The organism is Segetibacter sp. 3557_3, assembly GCF_004354985.1.
Classification (GTDB): domain Bacteria; phylum Bacteroidota; class Bacteroidia; order Chitinophagales; family Chitinophagaceae; genus Segetibacter.
The window spans coordinates 23,894-41,291 of sequence record NZ_SMSK01000003.1; the positions used below are offsets into that span (position 1 = coordinate 23,894).

Here is a 17,398-nt window from a genome sequence, read left to right on the forward strand (position 1 = left end):
ATTTATTTAACCCATCCCAGGTACATACTAACCGGCATCATTGCAAACGCAAGAGAAACGATGATGGAAAACCCGCGTCCGGTATACCTGATTAATGTAAGGTACCGGTTGTTATGCACGCCAACAGTTCTGAATGAACTCTCGAAACCGTGCATGAGGTGATAGGCAAGAGAGATACAACCGATAACATACAAGATAACTATGATTGGGTTTTGAAATACGGTGAGCATCTCTGCGTATAGGTTGTGGTATTCGATCTGGGTGCCGGGATAGGTAACCTCGCTTAGCGGCTGTACGCTCCACATACCACCGAAGCGTGACGGCGTCCAGAAGTGCCAAATGTGCATGATCAGGAATAACAACAACAGCGTTCCAAGAAGGCCCATACTGCGGCTGTACCATTTACTTCCGCGGTTGCCATATTCAACAGCATAGCCAACGGATCTTCTTTTTTGATTTTGCAGATTTAGAATGTAACCCTGAACAAGGTGAACAATAATGCCCAGGAACAAACCAATTTCCATTATGCGCACCAGGATGGTTGTACCCATAAAGTGAGCCGCAACATTAAACATTTTGCCATTGTCGTTTGCCCAAATACAAGCATTTAAGCCAACGTGAACCACTAAGAAACTGATCAGAAAAATACCGGTAAGCGCCATCACAAATTTCTTACCTACCGATGAAGTGAACATTTGTTTCCAGGTCATAATGGAAGTTTAGTTTTTTTTATTCGGGTGTAAAAATAGTACACGATCGCCAGCTATCATTTTTTTACTTTAAATTATTTTACCCTTTGAGCGGCTTCTGAAACCATAGATAATAACGTTTGTTGATACCATTTTGTTCATTTCCCGAAGAGTTTGAAAGCTTGTTCCTGTTACTTACTTTTACCATATGCTTACGATGTTATTGATCATATGGAACAGCTTTAAGATGGCGTTGCAGGAACTCAGCAGCAACAAACTGCGCACGTTTCTTTCGTTGTTCGGCATTACGATTGGCATCTTTTGTATCATTGGTGTACTGGCTACGGTGCAAAGCCTGGAGGCAAAGGTGCAAAGTGATATCAAAAGCCTGGGCAGCAACACCATATACATCGATAAGTGGGAATACGGGAGTGGTGAAGGCGGTAGTTTCCCCTGGTGGAAATACATTAAAAGACCTTACCCCAAGCACCATGAAATGGAGGCCATTAAGAGCAGGTCGCAGCTTGCTTCAGCGGTTTGCTATACCATCCGCAGCAATAGTGACCTGGAGTATGAAGACAATGTACTCAGCGGTGCAAGCGGCTTTGGTGTATCCGAAGACTTCAACAAAGTGCTTACGGTAAACATGCATTCGGGTCGATATATTACTGATGGTGAATTCAAGCAGGCCGCGCCGGTGTTGGTGATGGGTTACACCAATGCGGAGAACCTTTTTGGTAATGTTGAGCGTGCATTAGGTAAAGAGGTAAAGTTTAAGGGCAGGAACTTTACGGTGATTGGTATCATCAAAAAGCAAGGGCAAGGTTTGCTGGGTGGGGGATGGCAATTTGATGAGGCGGTAGTTATGCCCTTTAAGATGATGGCCTCTTATTATGTCGTCGAGTACAACAATCCCCTCATCATGGTCAAAGGAAAAGATAACGTTCCATCGGCCGCACTTACCGATGAGTTGCGTGGTATCATGCGCTCCATTCACCGGTTAAGCCCCCGGGCAGAAGACGACTTTGCATTGAATGACATCAATATATTTAGTGAGCAGACCAGCTCCCTGTTTGGCAGTGTAAACCTTGGAGGCTGGGCAATCGCAGGTCTCTCGCTGATTGTAGGTGCCTTTGGTGTGGCCAACATTATGTTTGTAACCGTTCGCGAACGTACCAGCCAAATCGGCCTGAAGAAAGCCATTGGTGCACGCAATTCTACCATCTTAACCGAGTTCCTGCTCGAGAGTGCTTTCCTGTGTTTACTGGGTGGTTTAATAGGGCTGGTGCTCGTATTTTTGCTTACTATGGCCCTTAGCGCAATCCTTCCCTTTGCAATCACCATTTCAGTAGGCACATTAACACTTGCGATATCCATTTGCCTTATCGTCGGTGTCCTGGCAGGGATCATCCCGGCCACCATTGCGGCAAGGATGAACCCGGTGGTTGCTATAAGGATGAAGTAAAGCACGCTTCGCGGTTCACCCACAACAATTATTTTTGCGCCATGGATACAAACCCTGGTGTAGCTGAAACCCTGCCCGCTGTTATTCTTGCAATTGAGTCTTCCTGCGATGACACCGCCGCAGCCGTATGTAGTGCCGGCAATATACTTTCAAACGTTATTGCTTCCCAGAAAGTGCATGAGCAGTATGGGGGGGTTGTGCCTGAACTTGCCGGCCGTGCACACATTCAGCATGTCGTGCCCGTTGTAGATGCCGCTTTGAAAAACGCAGGTGTTACACTAGCCGACCTTGATGCGGTTGCATTTACACAGGCGCCGGGACTGATTGGTAGTTTACTCGTTGGCAGCCAGTTTGCAAAATCGCTTACCCTGTCGTTGGGTAAACCGCTGATTGCCGTTCACCACATGCAGGCCCATGTACTCGCAAACCTGATTGGAACTGAGAAGCCGGGCTTTCCGTTTTTGTGCCTCACGGTAAGTGGCGGTCACACCCAGATCGTGGTTTGTGAAAGTCCTTATTCGCTAAAAGTTATTGGTGAAACCATTGATGATGCTGCAGGTGAGGCTTTTGATAAAAGTGCAAAATTGCTGGGACTTCCTTACCCCGGCGGACCGCTGATTGATAAATATGCACAATCGGGAGATCCAAAAAAGTACAGTTTTCCTGAACCCAATATTCCCGGTTTGAACTTTAGTTTCAGTGGTTTGAAAACGTCGATCCTCTACTTCGTACAGGAGCAAACCAGGAAAAATGAGCAGTTTATTGCCGCAAATCTAGTGGATATATGTGCATCTATCCAGGAGCGGATTGTGTCGATACTCATTAATAAGCTTACAAGGGCAGCTCAGCAAACCGGGATCAAAGATGTTTGTATAGCCGGTGGGGTAAGTGCGAATAGCGGATTGCGTAAACGCCTGCAGGAAGTAGGACAGCGGCAAGACTGGAAAACATTCATACCAAGATTTGAGTATTGTACCGACAATGCGGCAATGATCGCGATAACGGCGTATTACAAATACCTGCGGAATGATTTTGCACCAATGGACGTTAGTGCCACAGCCCGCGCAGAATGGGAGCAATAACTGCACGCCCCCTTTCCTTAGTTGCGTGTTCCAATCTTACCAACCAGTTTCAAACAAAGCTAAAGCTGCCACTATTTACCCTGGGCAAAAGTCTTTAACATGCTGTTGTAAGTTGTTTGTGCACTCCAGTGTCCGCTGGCAATCATTCGCCTGATGGTAAACAGGGGGTCAGCAGGATCTCTTTTCGTTGACAGTATAAATGCTGCTTTGATTCCCTGTTGTTTTAGCTGTGGTATAGCTTCCGGGTTCCAAAGGCCAAACGGATAAGCAAAGTAGTCTGCGGGCTTTCCTGTAATTTCTTCAATTTTTTTCTTTGGCTGTGCTATTTGGGTGGTCCAGTCCTTTTCTTCTTTATAGCCTGGTACACGCTCGTGGTTCCAGGTATGCGATGCAATAACGTGTCCTTCATCCGAGAGTTGTTTAATTTCCTCGCGGGTCATATACCTTGGTCTGCGATTGATCGAGACCGTCATGATAAAAAACACACCTTTAAAATTATACTTCTTCATCTCCGGGGCAGCCACTTCAAATTGGTCAATGTCGGTGTCGTCGTAGGTAAGCATGATTGGTTTCGGCGGCAGGGGAGCACCTGTAGCCAGGTAGGCATACAACTGATCAGGCAGGATCGTATGATACCCGCTGTCGGCAAGGAGCTTCATTTGCGCCTGAAAAACGTTAACCGGAACAATATAATCGCGGGCACTTTTAGAGTCGCTGCCGCGCCAGTCGCGGATCTGGTGATAACAGAGTATGGGAACCTGCGGTCTTGCGAGAATGGTTGCGGCATCGGCCATAACTGCTTTGGCTGCAGGGGTCGGAGACTCTGGTGCAACGGCTACGCTTTTGTCTTTTTCGGGAGTAGGTTGGTCATTTTGTTTACAGGCAAACAGGCCCCACATCAACAGACCGGCAATAAAATGGTGTAATCTCATACGCGATAAAAATAAGGGAAATTCAATCTGCACCCGACATTCGTTCCAACGCTACCACGCTGCGAAATGTTGCGCACAGGTTTTTTTCGGCAGATGCTGGCTTCATCTTTGAACCAACCTATGTAATCCGGGGCTTTAGCGCATCCGGGTATAAACACTACAACATGAAAATATTATGTATACTGGCTTTAGTCGTCACAACAACTGCGCTGGCTGCCCAACAGCCCTCAGGCATTGTAAATGCTTATGCCTTTATGCGCGAACATTTTGCCGGTACCATTGCTGTAGATGATCAGGGCAACCCGATGCAACGGGGGGTGGACACCGTTAACCTTGTTTATATCGAGACCAAAGGAAATGATGTACCAACCATTAAACGGGCCTGGCGTAATGGCCAGGCTTACCAGGTTTCGTTGTTGCCGGTAAAGCAACTGCCCGTACAAATTGGCTCAACGAGGTCAGGTGAGCGCAAGCTTGTGCTACAACCAACAAGAGGTTCGCGTTTATGGCAGCTTTCAATTGACCCGGTCAACGAAAAAGGCCGGCAACCCGCAGTGAAGGCATATAAACGCAATGACCTGATACTCGAAGGCGAGTATAAAAAAAGCAAGTTCCTGTATACCATTAGAAACATCACCATGCTGATGCCAATTCCTTCGGTTTAGGTCTTCACTGCTTGACTGGTTGATTACTTGACAAGTTGATAAGTTGACTGGTTGATGGGTTGACTGGTTGATAGGTTGACTGGTTGATAGGTTGACAAGTTGATAGGTTGATTGGTTGATAGGTTGACTGGTTGAGAATTTGATTGGTTGATAAGTTGATAGGTTGACTGGTTGATCCGGTGGTAAGTTTACTGGTTGATTAGTTGACTGGTTGATTGGTTGACCAGCTATAAATAATCTAAACCGCAAAGAATGGAAGGGTAGAGAAGCGGAGGAGTTATGCCATTTCAGTTATTTTGGAGGAAGGGCTGAATACTGCTTTGCTGTAAGTGTAGGGTTAATCATTTTCGCTTCAGTTGTTAGAGCGACTATGCGCCGTTCGCGCTGCCTGCGCTCAGCGCTCATTGTATTAAGAATGCGACTTAAATGCTGTGTTTGCCCAATCCACAGGGGTAATCTAAAACTTACACTTTCCCCTCAGCGATCACCGGTTTTAACTATTGTCAGCGAAGTTCATTTGCCATGTCATTCCATGAAGTTCTTGTAGTACTTTGGACACCTAATCCGAGTTTATGAACTATCACAAGCAAACGATTCAGGAAGTGTTTCAACAGCTGGGCACTACAGAGAAAGGCCTGTCGGATGACGCTGCCAGGGAGAAACTCGCAAGTGTAGGTCCCAACCAACTCGAAGAAGGCAAACGCAAAACGGCAATAGGAATTTTACTTGCGCAGTTCAAAGATCTCATGATCATTATCCTCATGGGCGCGGCTGTTATCTCCGGGGTAATCGGCGATCTTACGGATACCATCGTTATTCTCATCATTGTTCTTGTTAATGCCTTAATCGGTTTTGTGCAGGAGTACCGTGCAGAAAAGGCCATGCTTGCGCTAAAGCAGATGTCGGTTACACAGGCAAAAGTGATCCGAAACGGAATGCTTAAATGGCTTACCGCAACTGATCTTGTGCCGGGCGATATGATCACTTTAGAAGCCGGCAATGCGGTGCCGGCAGACCTCCGCATCACCGAGTCGTTTAACCTTAAAATTGAAGAAGCTGCACTTACCGGGGAGTCGCAAGCTGTTGTTAAAGTAACGGAAGTACTCGAAGCAGACGACCTTCCAATTGGTGATCGGGTAAACCTTGCATTTAAAGGAACATTGGTAACATCAGGAAGAGGGGCAGGGGTAGTTGTTGCTACAGGTATGCAAACCGAGCTTGGCCGGATTGCTAAATTGTTGCAGGAAGAGGAACAGCTTACCCCATTACAACGCCGCATGGCTACGTTCAGTAAAAAGCTTTCCATTCTTGTTGCCGGGCTTTGCGTACTGTTTTTCGTTGCCGGCTGGCTCCGCGGCGAAGACCTTTTTACTATGATCATGACCAGCATTTCGCTGGCCGTAGCCGCCATACCCGAGGCGCTGCCAGCGGTAATTACCATCAGCCTGGCCCTGGCGGCAAAACGCATGATCCGGTACAACTCGCTGATCAGAAAGTTGCCGACGGTAGAAACCCTCGGGTCCGTATCGTTCATCTGCACCGATAAAACCGGTACCCTTACCAAAAACAAGATGCACGTCGAGCAGGTATACGTTAACGGACATCTGTTCGAGACCAGCCAGGTTGCTGCCAATCTGCAACACGAAAACCTGTTGCTCCTGATGCACGCTTTCGCACTTAACAACGACGCACTTGAAGATGAAGGAACACTCAAGGGCGATAGTACCGAGATCGCGCTGATGGAAGTTGCCCGCGGGCAAAAAATTAAACCGGGTGACTGGCCCCGTTTAGCCGAATTGGCTTTCGACGCAGACCGGAAGCTCATGACCACTTTTCATAGCTACGATAATAAAATAATTTCCTTCACCAAGGGAGCGCCTGACATGCTCTTTCAAAAGTGTGCAGACGAACCTGCGGGTATACAGCAACAGGTAGACGAGATGGCGTTAAACGGCCTGCGTGTACTTGGTTTTGCTTATCGGTATTGGGACAAGGTGCCGGATAACCCGGACGCAGAAACCATCGAACGGGACCTGCATTTTCTCGGATTAACCGGCATGTTGGACCCGCCACGCGAGGAAGTGTTCGAAGCAGTTCAGCAGTGTAAGTCGGCCGGCATTATTCCCGTGATGATTACCGGCGATCATCCGCTAACGGCAAAAAATATTGCTCAGCGGCTTGGTATTTACGAAAGTGAAAGCGACTTCGTGCTAACCGGCCAGGAGCTCGCAGCGCTCAGCGAAGAACAATTTGGCGGGCAGGTTGAGCGGGTTCGGGTTTACGCAAGGGTTTCTCCTGAGCAAAAATTGTTCATTGTAAAAACCCTCCAGCAGAAAGGTCATTTTGTTGCCATGACCGGGGATGGGGTAAATGATGCACCGTCATTGAAGCGGGCAAACATTGGAATTGCTATGGGCATTACCGGAACAGATGTTGCGAAAGAGGCAGCCCACATGATCCTGCTCGACGATAATTTTTCAACAATCGTGAAGGCGGTAAGGGAAGGCCGGAGGATTTACGACAACATACTCAAGTTTATCAAATACCTGATGACCACAAATTCGGGAGAGTTGTGGACCTTATTATTGGGTCCCATTCTGAACCTGCCGATTGCATTACTGCCCATTCATATTTTATGGATCAATCTTGTTTCTGACGGTTTGCCTGCAATTACGTTGTCGTTTGAAAAAGCTGAAAAAGACATTATGAGCCGGCCGCCAAGAGCTCCGGGAGAAAGCGTTTTCGCGGAAGGCAGGGGCTTACACATGATTTGGGTTGGTATGCTAATGGGGGCAGTTACACTGGCGGCACAGGTGTATGCCATGAACAACGGGCTTCACTGGCAAACCATTGTATTTAACGTACTCTGCTTAAGCCAGATGGCACATATACTCGCGATAAGATCGGGAAACGAATCGGTGTTTAGCATTGGTATACTTTCAAACAAACCGCTTATTGCCGCCGTATTGCTCACGATTGCACTCCAGTTTATTGTTACTTATACCCCGGTGCTTCAGCCCGTGTTCCGAACAGAATCCTTAACGATGGGTGAGTTTTTAGGCGTTTGCGCGGCTTCATCAATCGTATTTTTTGCCGTTGAGATCGAGAAATTACTTTTCCGGAGAAAACGCCGGTTACGCCAGGCGCAATTCGCAGGTAAACGGTTAACTGGGGCCTGATGATTTCCAGTTGCAGAAAATATATTGGTGCAAACCTTAGCTGGTAAATTGAAGCTGTTAACTCCACAGCTTTGGTGGCGGTAGGATTATTGTAGCGGCTTAAAGAGGTAACTTTGAGAACCATCACCCTATAAATTCATGACTATGATACATACAACATCTAAAAAGGTAAACAGCGAACTGTCCAACTTTACCCTTGATACCCTTTTCAGTTCGCTTTATGGTGAGCAGGCCCTGCCTGGTGATCCAAAAAAGAAGCCTGAACTTGAACCCGGTCAAACGCCAAACGAGGATCCCGGGGAAGCAGGTGGCCCTGATGACGATGATTTCAATCCTTTGTATGAACCGTCTATAGGCGATGATCCGGGTACAGAGGAAACTAAAATTCCAATAATGTAAAGTGGCCGGGCACACTGGTAGGTTAAAACATTACGTGAGCAACCGGCAGTCGTTCTAAAAACGCTGCCGGTTTGCATATACGGAAAATGACAGTAAAGTTTAATCAGGTGTGCGCTATGAACACGGGAAACTTTCGCGCGGCGATCAACAGGTCGGCTTTACTTTGGAACAACCAACGCGAAAATGAACTGCGTTGGTAGGCACCCAATACAACAAGAGACTGCCGATCACTTTCCTGCAGGTGCCTTAATAGAGCTTCGCCCGTTTCTTCATCTTTTATAATTGTCTCCTTAATCTTCGTATACTTCCGCCTAAGCAATTCTTTCAACAGGTGATGATTTGGAAAATGGTTGCTGTTCTTATCGTTTGATATCATCAGTACTTCTATTTCCTGCTCTTCTGATGCGGGAAAAAGATAGCTGAACTGTTTTATGGCATATACCGAAGAAGGGCTGCCATCATAAGCAAAAACAATTTTTTCAATTGGGGTGCGTGCGGGTGGCACAACCAGTACCGGGCTTAACGTGTCCGACAGCAGGGACTTTATAAAATTTGGAGGTTTCGACTGATCAGCATTTGCGAAGCGTTCATCACCATCAATAATGACAAGATCAGCATAACAGCTTTCCAATACCAGCGCATCAATGGCAAGCGTTTTCTCTTTATGAATGTTGTAGTGAATTCCTGCTTCATTAAACCGGGCCTGCAATTTGGTTATGGAAGCCGCCTTTAGCTGGTTTTCTTTCTCAATCAGATCGTCCATTTTGGTCCAGTCGGTGTAGCCATCTGCTCCCTGTGTGCCAACGGGTTTCGAATGGTAAGCAATGTCCTCCAGGAAGGTTGCAACAATGTGCGCCCCATATGTTTTTGCCAGGTAAACTGAATAGTCAACAGTACTTTCCGACAACTTCAGGCCATCAAGGGCAGCTATTATCTTGTTCATGCGATACATCGGTTGTTTAATCCGCTTCAAATTACAATAACCTGGTTTGCATAGTACTTTATCTATCAAGCGGAACCTTCACGCCAAAACTAGCGTAATCTCAAGTTTATTCCAATGCGAAGTTGAGCCCTGCAATCCGCTGGTTTTTTTGGGACAAACTTCCGTTAATTGGGCAGCTTTGGTTGCCCGCCCGGATGTACACCGTTCGGACGCCCGCCCGGATGAACCGATTCGGACGGGGGTGTCACTCACTTGTACCGCATAACACAAGGCAGCAGAATGCTCCACCCGGGAAAAGCTTGCCTTCTGATCGATATGTAATATAGCATTAAGCAAAATATATAAAGGGGTTTCGTTCCTGGTAACCGGAAATCCCGGCAACTAGCCGGTAGTCGCGGGCAGATCCTATTAGTTCGTTAATCAAGCCGGGAAAACTGCGTGTCATATGCCGTTCCGCTTTCTTAAAAAAGAGCAACAAACTACTATGTTTAAGGTCATCATTCAGCGGGTGTTAGCGTTATGAACCTTGCCCGATATCGGTCCTCAGGCCCGTTATTTGCATGGCTTACCATTAAACTGCAAAAATGGAAAAAAAGATGTTTGGAATCATTCTAACTGTATTGGGTATAGCGGGTTTAATCGCGGGTGCGGTAACGTTTATGAGTGCGAGTGGCGGGGCCGGAAACGTTAAAAAGATAGCCGTATACCTTGTTTTAGGTGGGATCTTCTTTTTTACGGGCATAGGCTTAATCCGCACAACAAAAGACCGCTCAGTTTAAACCTCCTCTCCGATAGTTTGGTGTTTTGCCCCTGCAGGCGGAACTCGAACATTATACATCATTATACCTGTAGCAAAAATCGTTGCAGGTATAATGATCTTTAAGTATACGAGGTATTCTAGCCTTGATGCAGGTTTAGGTTAAGTTGCCTGCCTCATCCATTTCTTCACAAGCTGGCTGCTGTTTGCTCATCAGCCGCCCAACGCGTGCTTGGTTCATAACTCTTCAGTTCCGATGTTGGTTGCCTTTGTTCGCTTACACCGAAGCTTCAATAAAAAGCTATTGTCGCTACAGGCAACTTAGGGCAGTGGTTTAATTGGGTGCTCCCCGTTGTGCCGGGCAATCATCAAATCCTGAACCTGCTGTATTACCTCTAATTTACGAACGTTTTTACCCGGGCATGCATGTGTTGTTGCCGGATCTTCCCGGTGCAGGCGCATTGTATGTGGATCAAGACCGAGCACAGCACACAAAGTTGCCATTGCAGCAACAACATTTTTTCGCACGCTCAAACCTCTTCCGCTGTCAAAAGGCTCCTTCTCAAAATCACCAAGCATTTCAATCCCGAGCGCTACTTTGTTCCAGCTTGGTGAATGTGTTCCCGAAACATTGAGCGGGGTAAACACCCAGACTTGCTTGTCGTCGACAAAAAGATGTGGCCCGCCAAACCATTTTTGTTCATCCCGGTAAAATACCTCCAGGCCGCTGATGTGCTGCCTTGTTAATCCGTCGGGTCGCTGTGCCAGCGAAGGGATAGCGGTATTATGCAGCACAATGAAACTTGGTCTCCATGCGGTCCACGCAATGGTATGACAGTAAGCGTCGAACTCACTTGCAGAAAAGCTTTTTGCAACGATTCCTTTCCAGGGCATAATTAGAAGTTTTAGAGGTACATAACTTAACAGCGTGTTGCATAGAATACCTTCCTTTGATGGGATTGCTTGGTTCCCAGCCATGGTAATATTTAAGTGCAATTTGCCTGTCTAAAGCTCCCCGTGAGCCGGCAAGCTTTGTCGTTGTTCTAAGCCGGCAAATGGCTGGCTGGCCTTGTAAACTGCGGGCTTGCAGCAGTGAGTCCATGCAATTAAAACACGTTACACACAACATCATAAATGTCGGCGGTTACATAAAAGACCACTTAAATAACAACCAGATTCTTCCGCTAAGCTGTGGGGTTTTCCCTATACAAGTTGAAAATATTTTCGAACAAATGCAAGTGGGGCAGCTAACTTTTAGTGTTTATTCGCTGGTCGCACAGGCCATTTATAATCCCTTTTATTAGTGGTGTTTTGGAAAGCGGTTAAACAGGCCAGGCGATAGAATGCATAAAAAATTGTAGGGCTATTGCAATAACAGAATTTTATACATAGTTTGTTGAAGCAATAGTCTTTGATAAATCACTTAACATTTCAATTGGTTTAAATTAACCTGCTGAATTCGATAGCACCAGCATATACATTAAGCGGAACATTTAGGTTGACAGATAGGAGTATTAATTTCTTCCCGTAGCAGGAGCCTGTGACAAACAATTACCACAATTAAACTATACGTATTAAAGGTTTTACCACCGCATTGTTTTGCGTTGGTGATGCAATTAATTTGTCAAAAAACAAGGCTTATATGTGCCTGAGGTGCGTATACATTAACCGTCCATAATTTAGATCTTATTATGGGGCAATTAATTATTTGAATAAATGTTTAACCCTCATTCAATGCGAAACCACAGGTTTATCAGGTTTTATAATAGCTCCTGATCCGCACCATAAGAACGACCAGAACCTTATTATAAAAAACAACTGAAAAATTTAAGAATATGGCGACTTACAAAACACCGGGAGTTTATGTAGAGGAAATCTCTACGTTGCCGCCCTCGGTAGCTGAAGTGGAAACTGCTATTCCGGCGTTTATTGGCTTTACGGAACGTGGCCTTCCATTAACGGCTAAAAGAATTACTTCTTTTAAAGAATACGAAGACTTATTCGGCGGCGCCGAACCTGAACAAAACATATCCGTCATCGTAGAACAAACGAAGCTCGATGGCAAAGAGGTGGAAAACGTAGTAGATATACATATCAAAAAGCCCTCGAATAACGTGATGTATTATGCCATGCAGCTTTATTATGCAAATGGCGGCGGACCATGTTACGTAATACCTGCCGGCAATTTTGCACAGAGTAACGCTGCAGACATCGACGCTTATACAAATGCGATTCATGTATCATCACGCGAAGATGAACCCACAATCCTCGTATTGCCTGATGCGCCTTTCTGGCTTGCAGCTGATCAGTATTATACCGTTATCAATAATGCAATACATGAATGTACCAGGCTTGGAGATCGCTTCACCATTGTTGACGTTGTTGTGCAGGGAGACGCACGTGCTTCTATTCAGTTAATGCGCGATAACGTAACCGGGGCAGAGGACAGGCAATTAAAATATAGTGCCGCCTATTTTCCTTACCTGAACACCCAACTCAGTTTTGTTTACCGCTACAACGAAAAAGATGAAAACGATGCAACGTTTAATATTTTTCTCCCAAGCAGCGAGCAAAATGCCATAGCCCTCGACGAGGCTATGCAAAAGGCAAACGATGCACGCGGGCAGGCAGCAGCGGCCCAGCGGGAAGCGGCACGACTTACCAGGCGGGCAGCCGGTCTTAGTGACGATGATGCTAAAAAGGGTGAAGCAACCGATGCGGCAAGGGCCGCAACAGCTGAGGCAACCAGGCTGGATAGTGAGGCGACAACCCTGGAAAGAATAGTTACCGATTTGCAGGGACAAAGCACAAGAAGAAGATACGGTGACCTGACGGATTTATCTAAAAACCAGATTAAAAAGAAGATATCTGAATTAGGAGTTCAGCTTACACCTTGTGCAGCAATGGCGGGCATATATGCAAGCGTCGACAATTCGCGCGGGGTTTGGAAAGCACCTGCAAACGTAAGCCTCAATTATGTTACCAGTACCAATGTAACAATAACACATGATGACCAGGAAGACATGAACATAGATGTGAATTCCGGTAAATCGGTTAATGCCTTAAGAACATTTGTTGGAAAAGGAACACTGGTATGGGGGGCACGAACACTTGATGGAAACAGCAATGAATGGAGATATGTAAATGTGCGCCGGTTCTTTAACATGGTTGAGGAGTCTGTAAAAAAATCAACGCATTGGGCGGTATTTGAACCCAATGATAAAAATACCTGGGTTCGGTTAAGGGCCATGATTGAAAATTACCTTACGCTTAAGTGGCGTGAAGGTGCTCTGGCAGGATCTAAACCGGATGATGCATTTTACGTACGTGTTGGGCTCGGACAAACCATGTCGCCCTTTGATGTACTTGAAGGCAGGATGATTGTTGAAATCGGCCTTGCTGCAGTTCGGCCTGCGGAATTCATCATCCTGAAGTTCTCTCACAAAATGCAGACATCTTAAATTTTAATCTACAAAAACTATTGATATGGCAGAGCATACTTATCCGCTACCCGCATTTCATTTCAGGGTTGAATGGGGGGGTGCAAACGTTGGTTTTTCCGAAGTTTCGGGCTTGACACAGGAAGTTCAACTGATTGAATATCGGCAGGGTAACAGCCCCGATTCTTCATCGATTAAAATGCCTGGTTTACGCAAGTATAACAACGTAACACTAAAGCGCGGCATTATGGCCGGAGACAATGATTTCTTCAAATGGCTAAGCACTGTTGCACTGAACACCATAGAGCGCCGCGATCTCACGATCACACTTTTAAATGAAAGCCATGAGGCGGTGATGGTTTGGTCGGTATTGCAGGCATTTCCCGTTAAAGTTGAGGGACCCGGTTTGAAAGCTACCGGTAATGAAGTTGCAATCGAGTCAATGGAGCTTGCGCATGAAGGCCTTACCTTAACCAATGGCTAACGCAACAATCCGGCGTCCTTTGCATCGGGTCAGCATAAGCTTATTCAGCCTGTAATTTCAACTCCTCAGCAATCTTTGGTTTAACACCTTACAATCATGCGAACTTACTATCCCCCGGTAGGCTTTCATTTCCGGGTTAGCTTCTTTGGTGTTGGCAACGATACCGATATGCAGTTCCAGGAAGTAGGAGGGCTTACTGCTGAAGTAACAACAGAAGAGCTGGCAGTTGGAGGGGAAAATAAATTCACCTACCGGTTACCGACCCGTGCAAAGTACAGCAATCTTATTCTCAAGCGGGGAATGCTCAATGACTCGGGATTGATTGACTGGATGAGGAACGCGATCGAAAATTTTGAGTTCAAACCGGTCGACATGAGCGTTGACCTGCTCGATGAAAATCACGAGGTGCTCAGTACGTGGAACTTTGTTCAGGCATACCCGGTTAAATGGGTGATCTCGGACTTTAAAGCGCTCGAAAATTCTTTTGTTGTTGAAACCATTGAGTTGTCGTACCAATATTTTAAAAGGAAATAGCGATGCCCATACAAATAAATGAGCTCATCATCAGGGCCAATGTCGTTGAAGGCAAAGAAACTGCTCCGCAGGAAGCCAGCGCAGCGCCCGGAGGGCTAAACCGGGAAGAGATCATCAAGGAATGTGTTGCCCATGTACTCGAGGTGATTAACAAAAAACTCGAAAGATAATGCCTGAAGATAACCTCAGGATTGTTGCTTATGACAAACCCGAAGGCAGCAAAACGCAAAGTGAAATCGACAGCTTTACCGTTGCTTTCAACCCTGCTACCTTTAGCGTAAACAACAAAATTGATTTTAAAGAACCTGGTGCAAAGGGGCAGGCAGGAGGAGACCCGCAATTTGATAAAATTCCGGCGCTGGAATTTACGATAGAGTTTGTTATTGATGGTACCGGGGTTACCATCAACAGCCTGCCAGAGTCGGCACAGCAGGACTTTGTACGCGACCAGGTTAAAAAATTGCGGAAGGTAACCGGGAGCCAGATTAATGGTGACATTCACCGGCCAAACTACCTTGGCTTGTTGTGGGGTACCTTTTATATTGAATGCGTACTGACAGCATTAAACATTACCTATAACCTGTTTAAACAGGATGGAACCCCGTTACGTGCTAAAGTAAACTGCAGCTTTAAAGAACGAATAGGCCCGGGCAAAGATGGACGGGCATCAAGGTTGGAGTCGCCGGATCTTACCAAGCATAAAACAATTAAAGATGGCGATATTCTGCCATTGATTGCCAAGCAGAATTACAACAGCTCAAAGTATTACCTCCAGCTCGCCAGGGCAAACAAGCTGAAGAATTTTAGAAACCTGGTGCCGGGTAAGAAATTAGTATTACCTCCAATGTCGGATAACGATGAGTAACAACGGTACCGCCATAGCATCCAGGACAAAGCCCACTGACCTTGTTACCATTAAAATTCTTTTAAATGGCAGGCCTATTAGTGGGGAGTATAAAATCACCGGGCTGGACATAAGTACTGGTTTCAATAAGATATCAAGTGCCCGGATAACAATTGCAGACGGTGATCCTGCCAGGCAGGAGTTTGCCATCAGCAGCAAGGAAGATGGGTTGAAGCCGGGGGCGGATATCGAGATTTCGCTGGGTTATCATGCAGACACTAAAACGGTGTTTAAAGGCATTATCATCAGGCATGCCATCAAGTCGGGAAAAAATAAGCCGTCGTTTCTAACTATCGAAGCGAAGGATAAAGCGATCAAGCTGGCGCTCACAAGAAATAACAGGTGTTTCAGCGAGATGACCGACACCGACATCATTAAGGCGGTTATTGGCAAGTCGGCCTATAACGGAAATGTTGAGATCGGTGCAACTGGACTAAGCCATAAGGAAATGGTGCAATACAATGCGCTGGACTGGGACTTTATTGTTTGCCGGGCCGAGATGAACGGTATGCTCGTGCTCGCAGCTGAAAACAAGTTGGTGATCAATGCGCCGGATACCTCAAAGTCACCAACAAAAGAACTTACCTATGGAATTGATATCATTGAATTTGAGAGTGAACTCGACGCGGTTTCCCAAATTGACCATGTAACAAGCCTGTCGTGGAGTTATAAGGATCAGAAAGTGGAAGAGTCTGGTGAAGCGTCGATTTCCTTTAAAGAAAATGGTAACCTGAATGGAAAGGCGCTTGCTAGTGCGTTGGGATTAAATCAATACCAATTGGTTCACCCGGGTAACTTAAACGCTGAAGAACTGAAATCGTGGAGTGAGTCAGCGCTGTTGAAAAGCAGGTTAGCGAAAAACATCGGGCATATAAAAGTTCAGGGTACAACAGAAATAATTCCAGGCAATGTCATCGGCTTAAAAGGGTTCAGCGACCGTTTCAATGGGAACGTTTTGGTTACGGCAATTTCGCACAGCTATTATGGTTCTGTTTGGGAAACAGATATCCAATTTGGACTGCCTGCAAGGTTCTTTTACAAACACGAAGAAATTGTGGAGAAACCTGCATCAGGACTTGTGCCAGGCGTAAACGGGTTGCAGATCGGGGTTGTATTACAAAATGAATCGGACCCCGAACAGCAGGACAGGGTGAAGGTTCGCCTGCCCCTGGTTGATGCCAGCGAGGGCCTGTGGGCGCGGATGGCAAGTCTTGATGCCGGTAAAGACAGGGGCTCGTTTTTCAGGCCTGAAATCAATGATGAAGTGATTGTTGGCTTTTTGAATGATGATCCCCGGTACCCGGTAATCCTGGGCATGTTGAATAGTAGTTCGAGCCCTGCTCCGCTAAAGGGCAGTGATGACAATCATGAAAAAGGTTTTGTAACCCGGAGCAAAATGAAGTTTGTATTTAACGACGATAAAAAGAGCATCACGATTGATACACCAAAAGGTAAAAAGGTTGAAATCAATGATGATGGCGACTCAATGACTTTCTCCGATCAACACAACAACAAAATCATCCTGGACTCAAAGGGTATTACGCTGGAAAGTGGTAAGGATGTTTCTATAAAAGCTGCCGCCGGCAACATTAGTATGAATGGCATAAACGTAGAGGCAAAAGCAAATGCAAAGTTTAGTGCAGAGGGAAGTGCGAATGCCTCGCTTCAAAGCTCGGGACCAACGATTGTAAAGGGTGCAATTGTGAATATCAATTAGCGACCATTGTGAGAAGCTTGTTGTTTGACTATACCGTCGTTGAATGTTTTGACAAGCTCGTGGGCCTGCTTAGTCATTCAGCATTACTGAAGACCAGCATAGTCAGCTGTTGGGTTATTCTGGTGAACAGATACTAAGCCGAATATTGGAAATACCGTACAAGGGAGTGACACAACGATGCTAAATCGTGTTCCTTCCGTCGGTGCCC

16 protein-coding genes are annotated in these 17,398 nt (G+C 46.1%); 12 read left to right on the plus strand and 4 right to left on the minus strand.

From position 1 onward, the window contains the following. Window positions 1–2 precede the first annotated feature (2 nt). Window positions 3–710 (minus strand): succinate dehydrogenase cytochrome b subunit, encoded by a 708-nt coding sequence (locus EXU57_RS06560; protein WP_133267391.1) that lies wholly within the window; start codon window positions 708–710, stop codon window positions 3–5. Between the two features lie 187 nt (window positions 711–897). Between EXU57_RS06560 and EXU57_RS06565 the strand changes: the two genes are divergently transcribed. Together EXU57_RS06565 and tsaD are read left to right on the plus strand one after the other, a co-directional pair. Continuing rightward, on the plus strand, window positions 898–2,154 hold the full coding sequence (locus tag EXU57_RS06565) for an ABC transporter permease (RefSeq protein ID WP_133267392.1): 1,257 nt from the start codon (window positions 898–900) through the stop codon (window positions 2,152–2,154). A gap of 41 nt (window positions 2,155–2,195) precedes the next feature. Further along, window positions 2,196–3,236, plus strand: coding sequence for a tRNA (adenosine(37)-N6)-threonylcarbamoyltransferase complex transferase subunit TsaD (gene tsaD / locus EXU57_RS06570; protein ID WP_133267393.1), 1,041 nt, complete (start codon window positions 2,196–2,198; stop codon window positions 3,234–3,236). A 71-nt stretch (window positions 3,237–3,307) separates the two neighbouring features. Here the strand turns inward: tsaD and EXU57_RS06575 are convergent, their stop codons facing one another. After that, the gene (locus EXU57_RS06575; RefSeq protein WP_133267394.1) at window positions 3,308–4,168 is read right to left on the minus strand and encodes a polysaccharide deacetylase family protein; all 861 of its coding nucleotides are present in this window, start codon (window positions 4,166–4,168) and stop codon (window positions 3,308–3,310) included. 164 nt (window positions 4,169–4,332) lie between these two features. Here EXU57_RS06575 and EXU57_RS25005 point away from each other — a divergent pair, with 164 nt between their 5' ends. The 3 genes from EXU57_RS25005 to EXU57_RS06595 all read left to right on the plus strand — a co-directional run bounded on the left by EXU57_RS25005 (window position 4,333) and on the right by EXU57_RS06595 (window position 8,411). Beyond that, on the plus strand, window positions 4,333–4,833 hold the full coding sequence (locus EXU57_RS25005) for a hypothetical protein (protein WP_165958056.1): 501 nt from the start codon (window positions 4,333–4,335) through the stop codon (window positions 4,831–4,833). A gap of 572 nt (window positions 4,834–5,405) precedes the next feature. Then, entirely contained in the window at window positions 5,406–8,012 is a 2,607-nt protein-coding gene (locus EXU57_RS06590) for a cation-translocating P-type ATPase (RefSeq protein WP_133267397.1), read from the plus strand. Window positions 8,013–8,156: 144 nt separating this feature from the next. Next, a complete protein-coding gene (locus tag EXU57_RS06595) occupies window positions 8,157–8,411 on the plus strand; it encodes a hypothetical protein (protein ID WP_133267398.1) in 255 nt (84 codons plus the stop codon). A gap of 103 nt (window positions 8,412–8,514) precedes the next feature. On the opposite strand, the gene EXU57_RS06600 is transcribed toward EXU57_RS06595, so the two are convergent. Beyond that, window positions 8,515–9,354 (minus strand): universal stress protein, encoded by an 840-nt coding sequence (locus EXU57_RS06600; RefSeq protein WP_133267399.1) that lies wholly within the window; start codon window positions 9,352–9,354, stop codon window positions 8,515–8,517. Window positions 9,355–9,938: 584 nt separating this feature from the next. Here EXU57_RS06600 and EXU57_RS06605 point away from each other — a divergent pair. After that, entirely contained in the window at window positions 9,939–10,133 is a 195-nt protein-coding gene (locus EXU57_RS06605) for a hypothetical protein (protein ID WP_133267400.1), read from the plus strand. A 299-nt stretch (window positions 10,134–10,432) separates the two neighbouring features. Here the strand turns inward: EXU57_RS06605 and EXU57_RS06610 are convergent, their stop codons facing one another. After that, a complete protein-coding gene (locus tag EXU57_RS06610) occupies window positions 10,433–11,005 on the minus strand; it encodes a peptidoglycan recognition family protein (RefSeq protein ID WP_165958057.1) in 573 nt (190 codons plus the stop codon). A gap of 941 nt (window positions 11,006–11,946) precedes the next feature. Here EXU57_RS06610 and EXU57_RS06615 point away from each other — a divergent pair. The 6 genes from EXU57_RS06615 (at window position 11,947) to vgrG (ending at window position 17,190) form a co-directional block, all read left to right on the plus strand. Next, a complete protein-coding gene (locus tag EXU57_RS06615; RefSeq protein WP_133267402.1) occupies window positions 11,947–13,572 on the plus strand; it encodes a phage tail sheath family protein in 1,626 nt (541 codons plus the stop codon). A 25-nt stretch (window positions 13,573–13,597) separates the two neighbouring features. Beyond that, window positions 13,598–14,035 carry a phage tail protein gene (locus EXU57_RS06620; protein WP_133267403.1) on the plus strand — a complete coding sequence of 146 codons (438 nt, stop codon included), beginning with the start codon at window positions 13,598–13,600 and terminating at the stop codon, window positions 14,033–14,035. 96 nt (window positions 14,036–14,131) lie between these two features. After that, on the plus strand, window positions 14,132–14,569 hold the full coding sequence (locus EXU57_RS06625) for a phage tail protein (protein ID WP_133267404.1): 438 nt from the start codon (window positions 14,132–14,134) through the stop codon (window positions 14,567–14,569). Between the two features lie 2 nt (window positions 14,570–14,571). Then, window positions 14,572–14,739 (plus strand): DUF5908 family protein, encoded by a 168-nt coding sequence (locus tag EXU57_RS25010; protein ID WP_165958058.1) that lies wholly within the window; start codon window positions 14,572–14,574, stop codon window positions 14,737–14,739. Then, a complete protein-coding gene (locus EXU57_RS06630; RefSeq protein ID WP_133267405.1) occupies window positions 14,739–15,434 on the plus strand; it encodes a CIS tube protein in 696 nt (231 codons plus the stop codon). The genes EXU57_RS25010 and EXU57_RS06630 overlap by 1 nt, the downstream gene beginning before the upstream one ends. Next, entirely contained in the window at window positions 15,427–17,190 is a 1,764-nt protein-coding gene (vgrG, locus tag EXU57_RS06635) for a type VI secretion system tip protein VgrG (RefSeq protein ID WP_133267406.1), read from the plus strand. Before EXU57_RS06630 ends, vgrG begins: the two co-directional genes overlap by 8 nt. Window positions 17,191–17,398: the final 208 nt, after the last annotated feature.

Bases quoted from the DNA above. Each gene is read 5' to 3' on its own strand.
- EXU57_RS06615 (WP_133267402.1), top strand. From the start codon at position 11,947: ATGGCGACTTACAAAACACCGGGAGTTTATGTAGAGGAAATCTCTACG.
- EXU57_RS25010 (WP_165958058.1), top strand. From the start codon at position 14,572: ATGCCCATACAAATAAATGAGCTCATCATCAGGGCCAATGTCGTTGAA.
- EXU57_RS06605 (WP_133267400.1), top strand. From the start codon at position 9,939: ATGGAAAAAAAGATGTTTGGAATCATTCTAACTGTATTGGGTATAGCG.
- EXU57_RS06590 (WP_133267397.1), top strand. From the start codon at position 5,406: ATGAACTATCACAAGCAAACGATTCAGGAAGTGTTTCAACAGCTGGGC.
- EXU57_RS06595 (WP_133267398.1), top strand. From the start codon at position 8,157: ATGATACATACAACATCTAAAAAGGTAAACAGCGAACTGTCCAACTTT.
- EXU57_RS06600 (WP_133267399.1), bottom strand. From the start codon at position 9,354: ATGAACAAGATAATAGCTGCCCTTGATGGCCTGAAGTTGTCGGAAAGT.
- EXU57_RS25005 (WP_165958056.1), top strand. From the start codon at position 4,333: ATGAAAATATTATGTATACTGGCTTTAGTCGTCACAACAACTGCGCTG.
- tsaD (WP_133267393.1), top strand. From the start codon at position 2,196: ATGGATACAAACCCTGGTGTAGCTGAAACCCTGCCCGCTGTTATTCTT.
- vgrG (WP_133267406.1), top strand. From the start codon at position 15,427: ATGAGTAACAACGGTACCGCCATAGCATCCAGGACAAAGCCCACTGAC.
- EXU57_RS06620 (WP_133267403.1), top strand. From the start codon at position 13,598: ATGGCAGAGCATACTTATCCGCTACCCGCATTTCATTTCAGGGTTGAA.
- EXU57_RS06625 (WP_133267404.1), top strand. From the start codon at position 14,132: ATGCGAACTTACTATCCCCCGGTAGGCTTTCATTTCCGGGTTAGCTTC.
- EXU57_RS06560 (WP_133267391.1), bottom strand. From the start codon at position 710: ATGACCTGGAAACAAATGTTCACTTCATCGGTAGGTAAGAAATTTGTG.
- EXU57_RS06610 (WP_165958057.1), bottom strand. From the start codon at position 11,005: ATGCCCTGGAAAGGAATCGTTGCAAAAAGCTTTTCTGCAAGTGAGTTC.
- EXU57_RS06575 (WP_133267394.1), bottom strand. From the start codon at position 4,168: ATGAGATTACACCATTTTATTGCCGGTCTGTTGATGTGGGGCCTGTTT.
- EXU57_RS06565 (WP_133267392.1), top strand. From the start codon at position 898: ATGCTTACGATGTTATTGATCATATGGAACAGCTTTAAGATGGCGTTG.
- EXU57_RS06630 (WP_133267405.1), top strand. From the start codon at position 14,739: ATGCCTGAAGATAACCTCAGGATTGTTGCTTATGACAAACCCGAAGGC.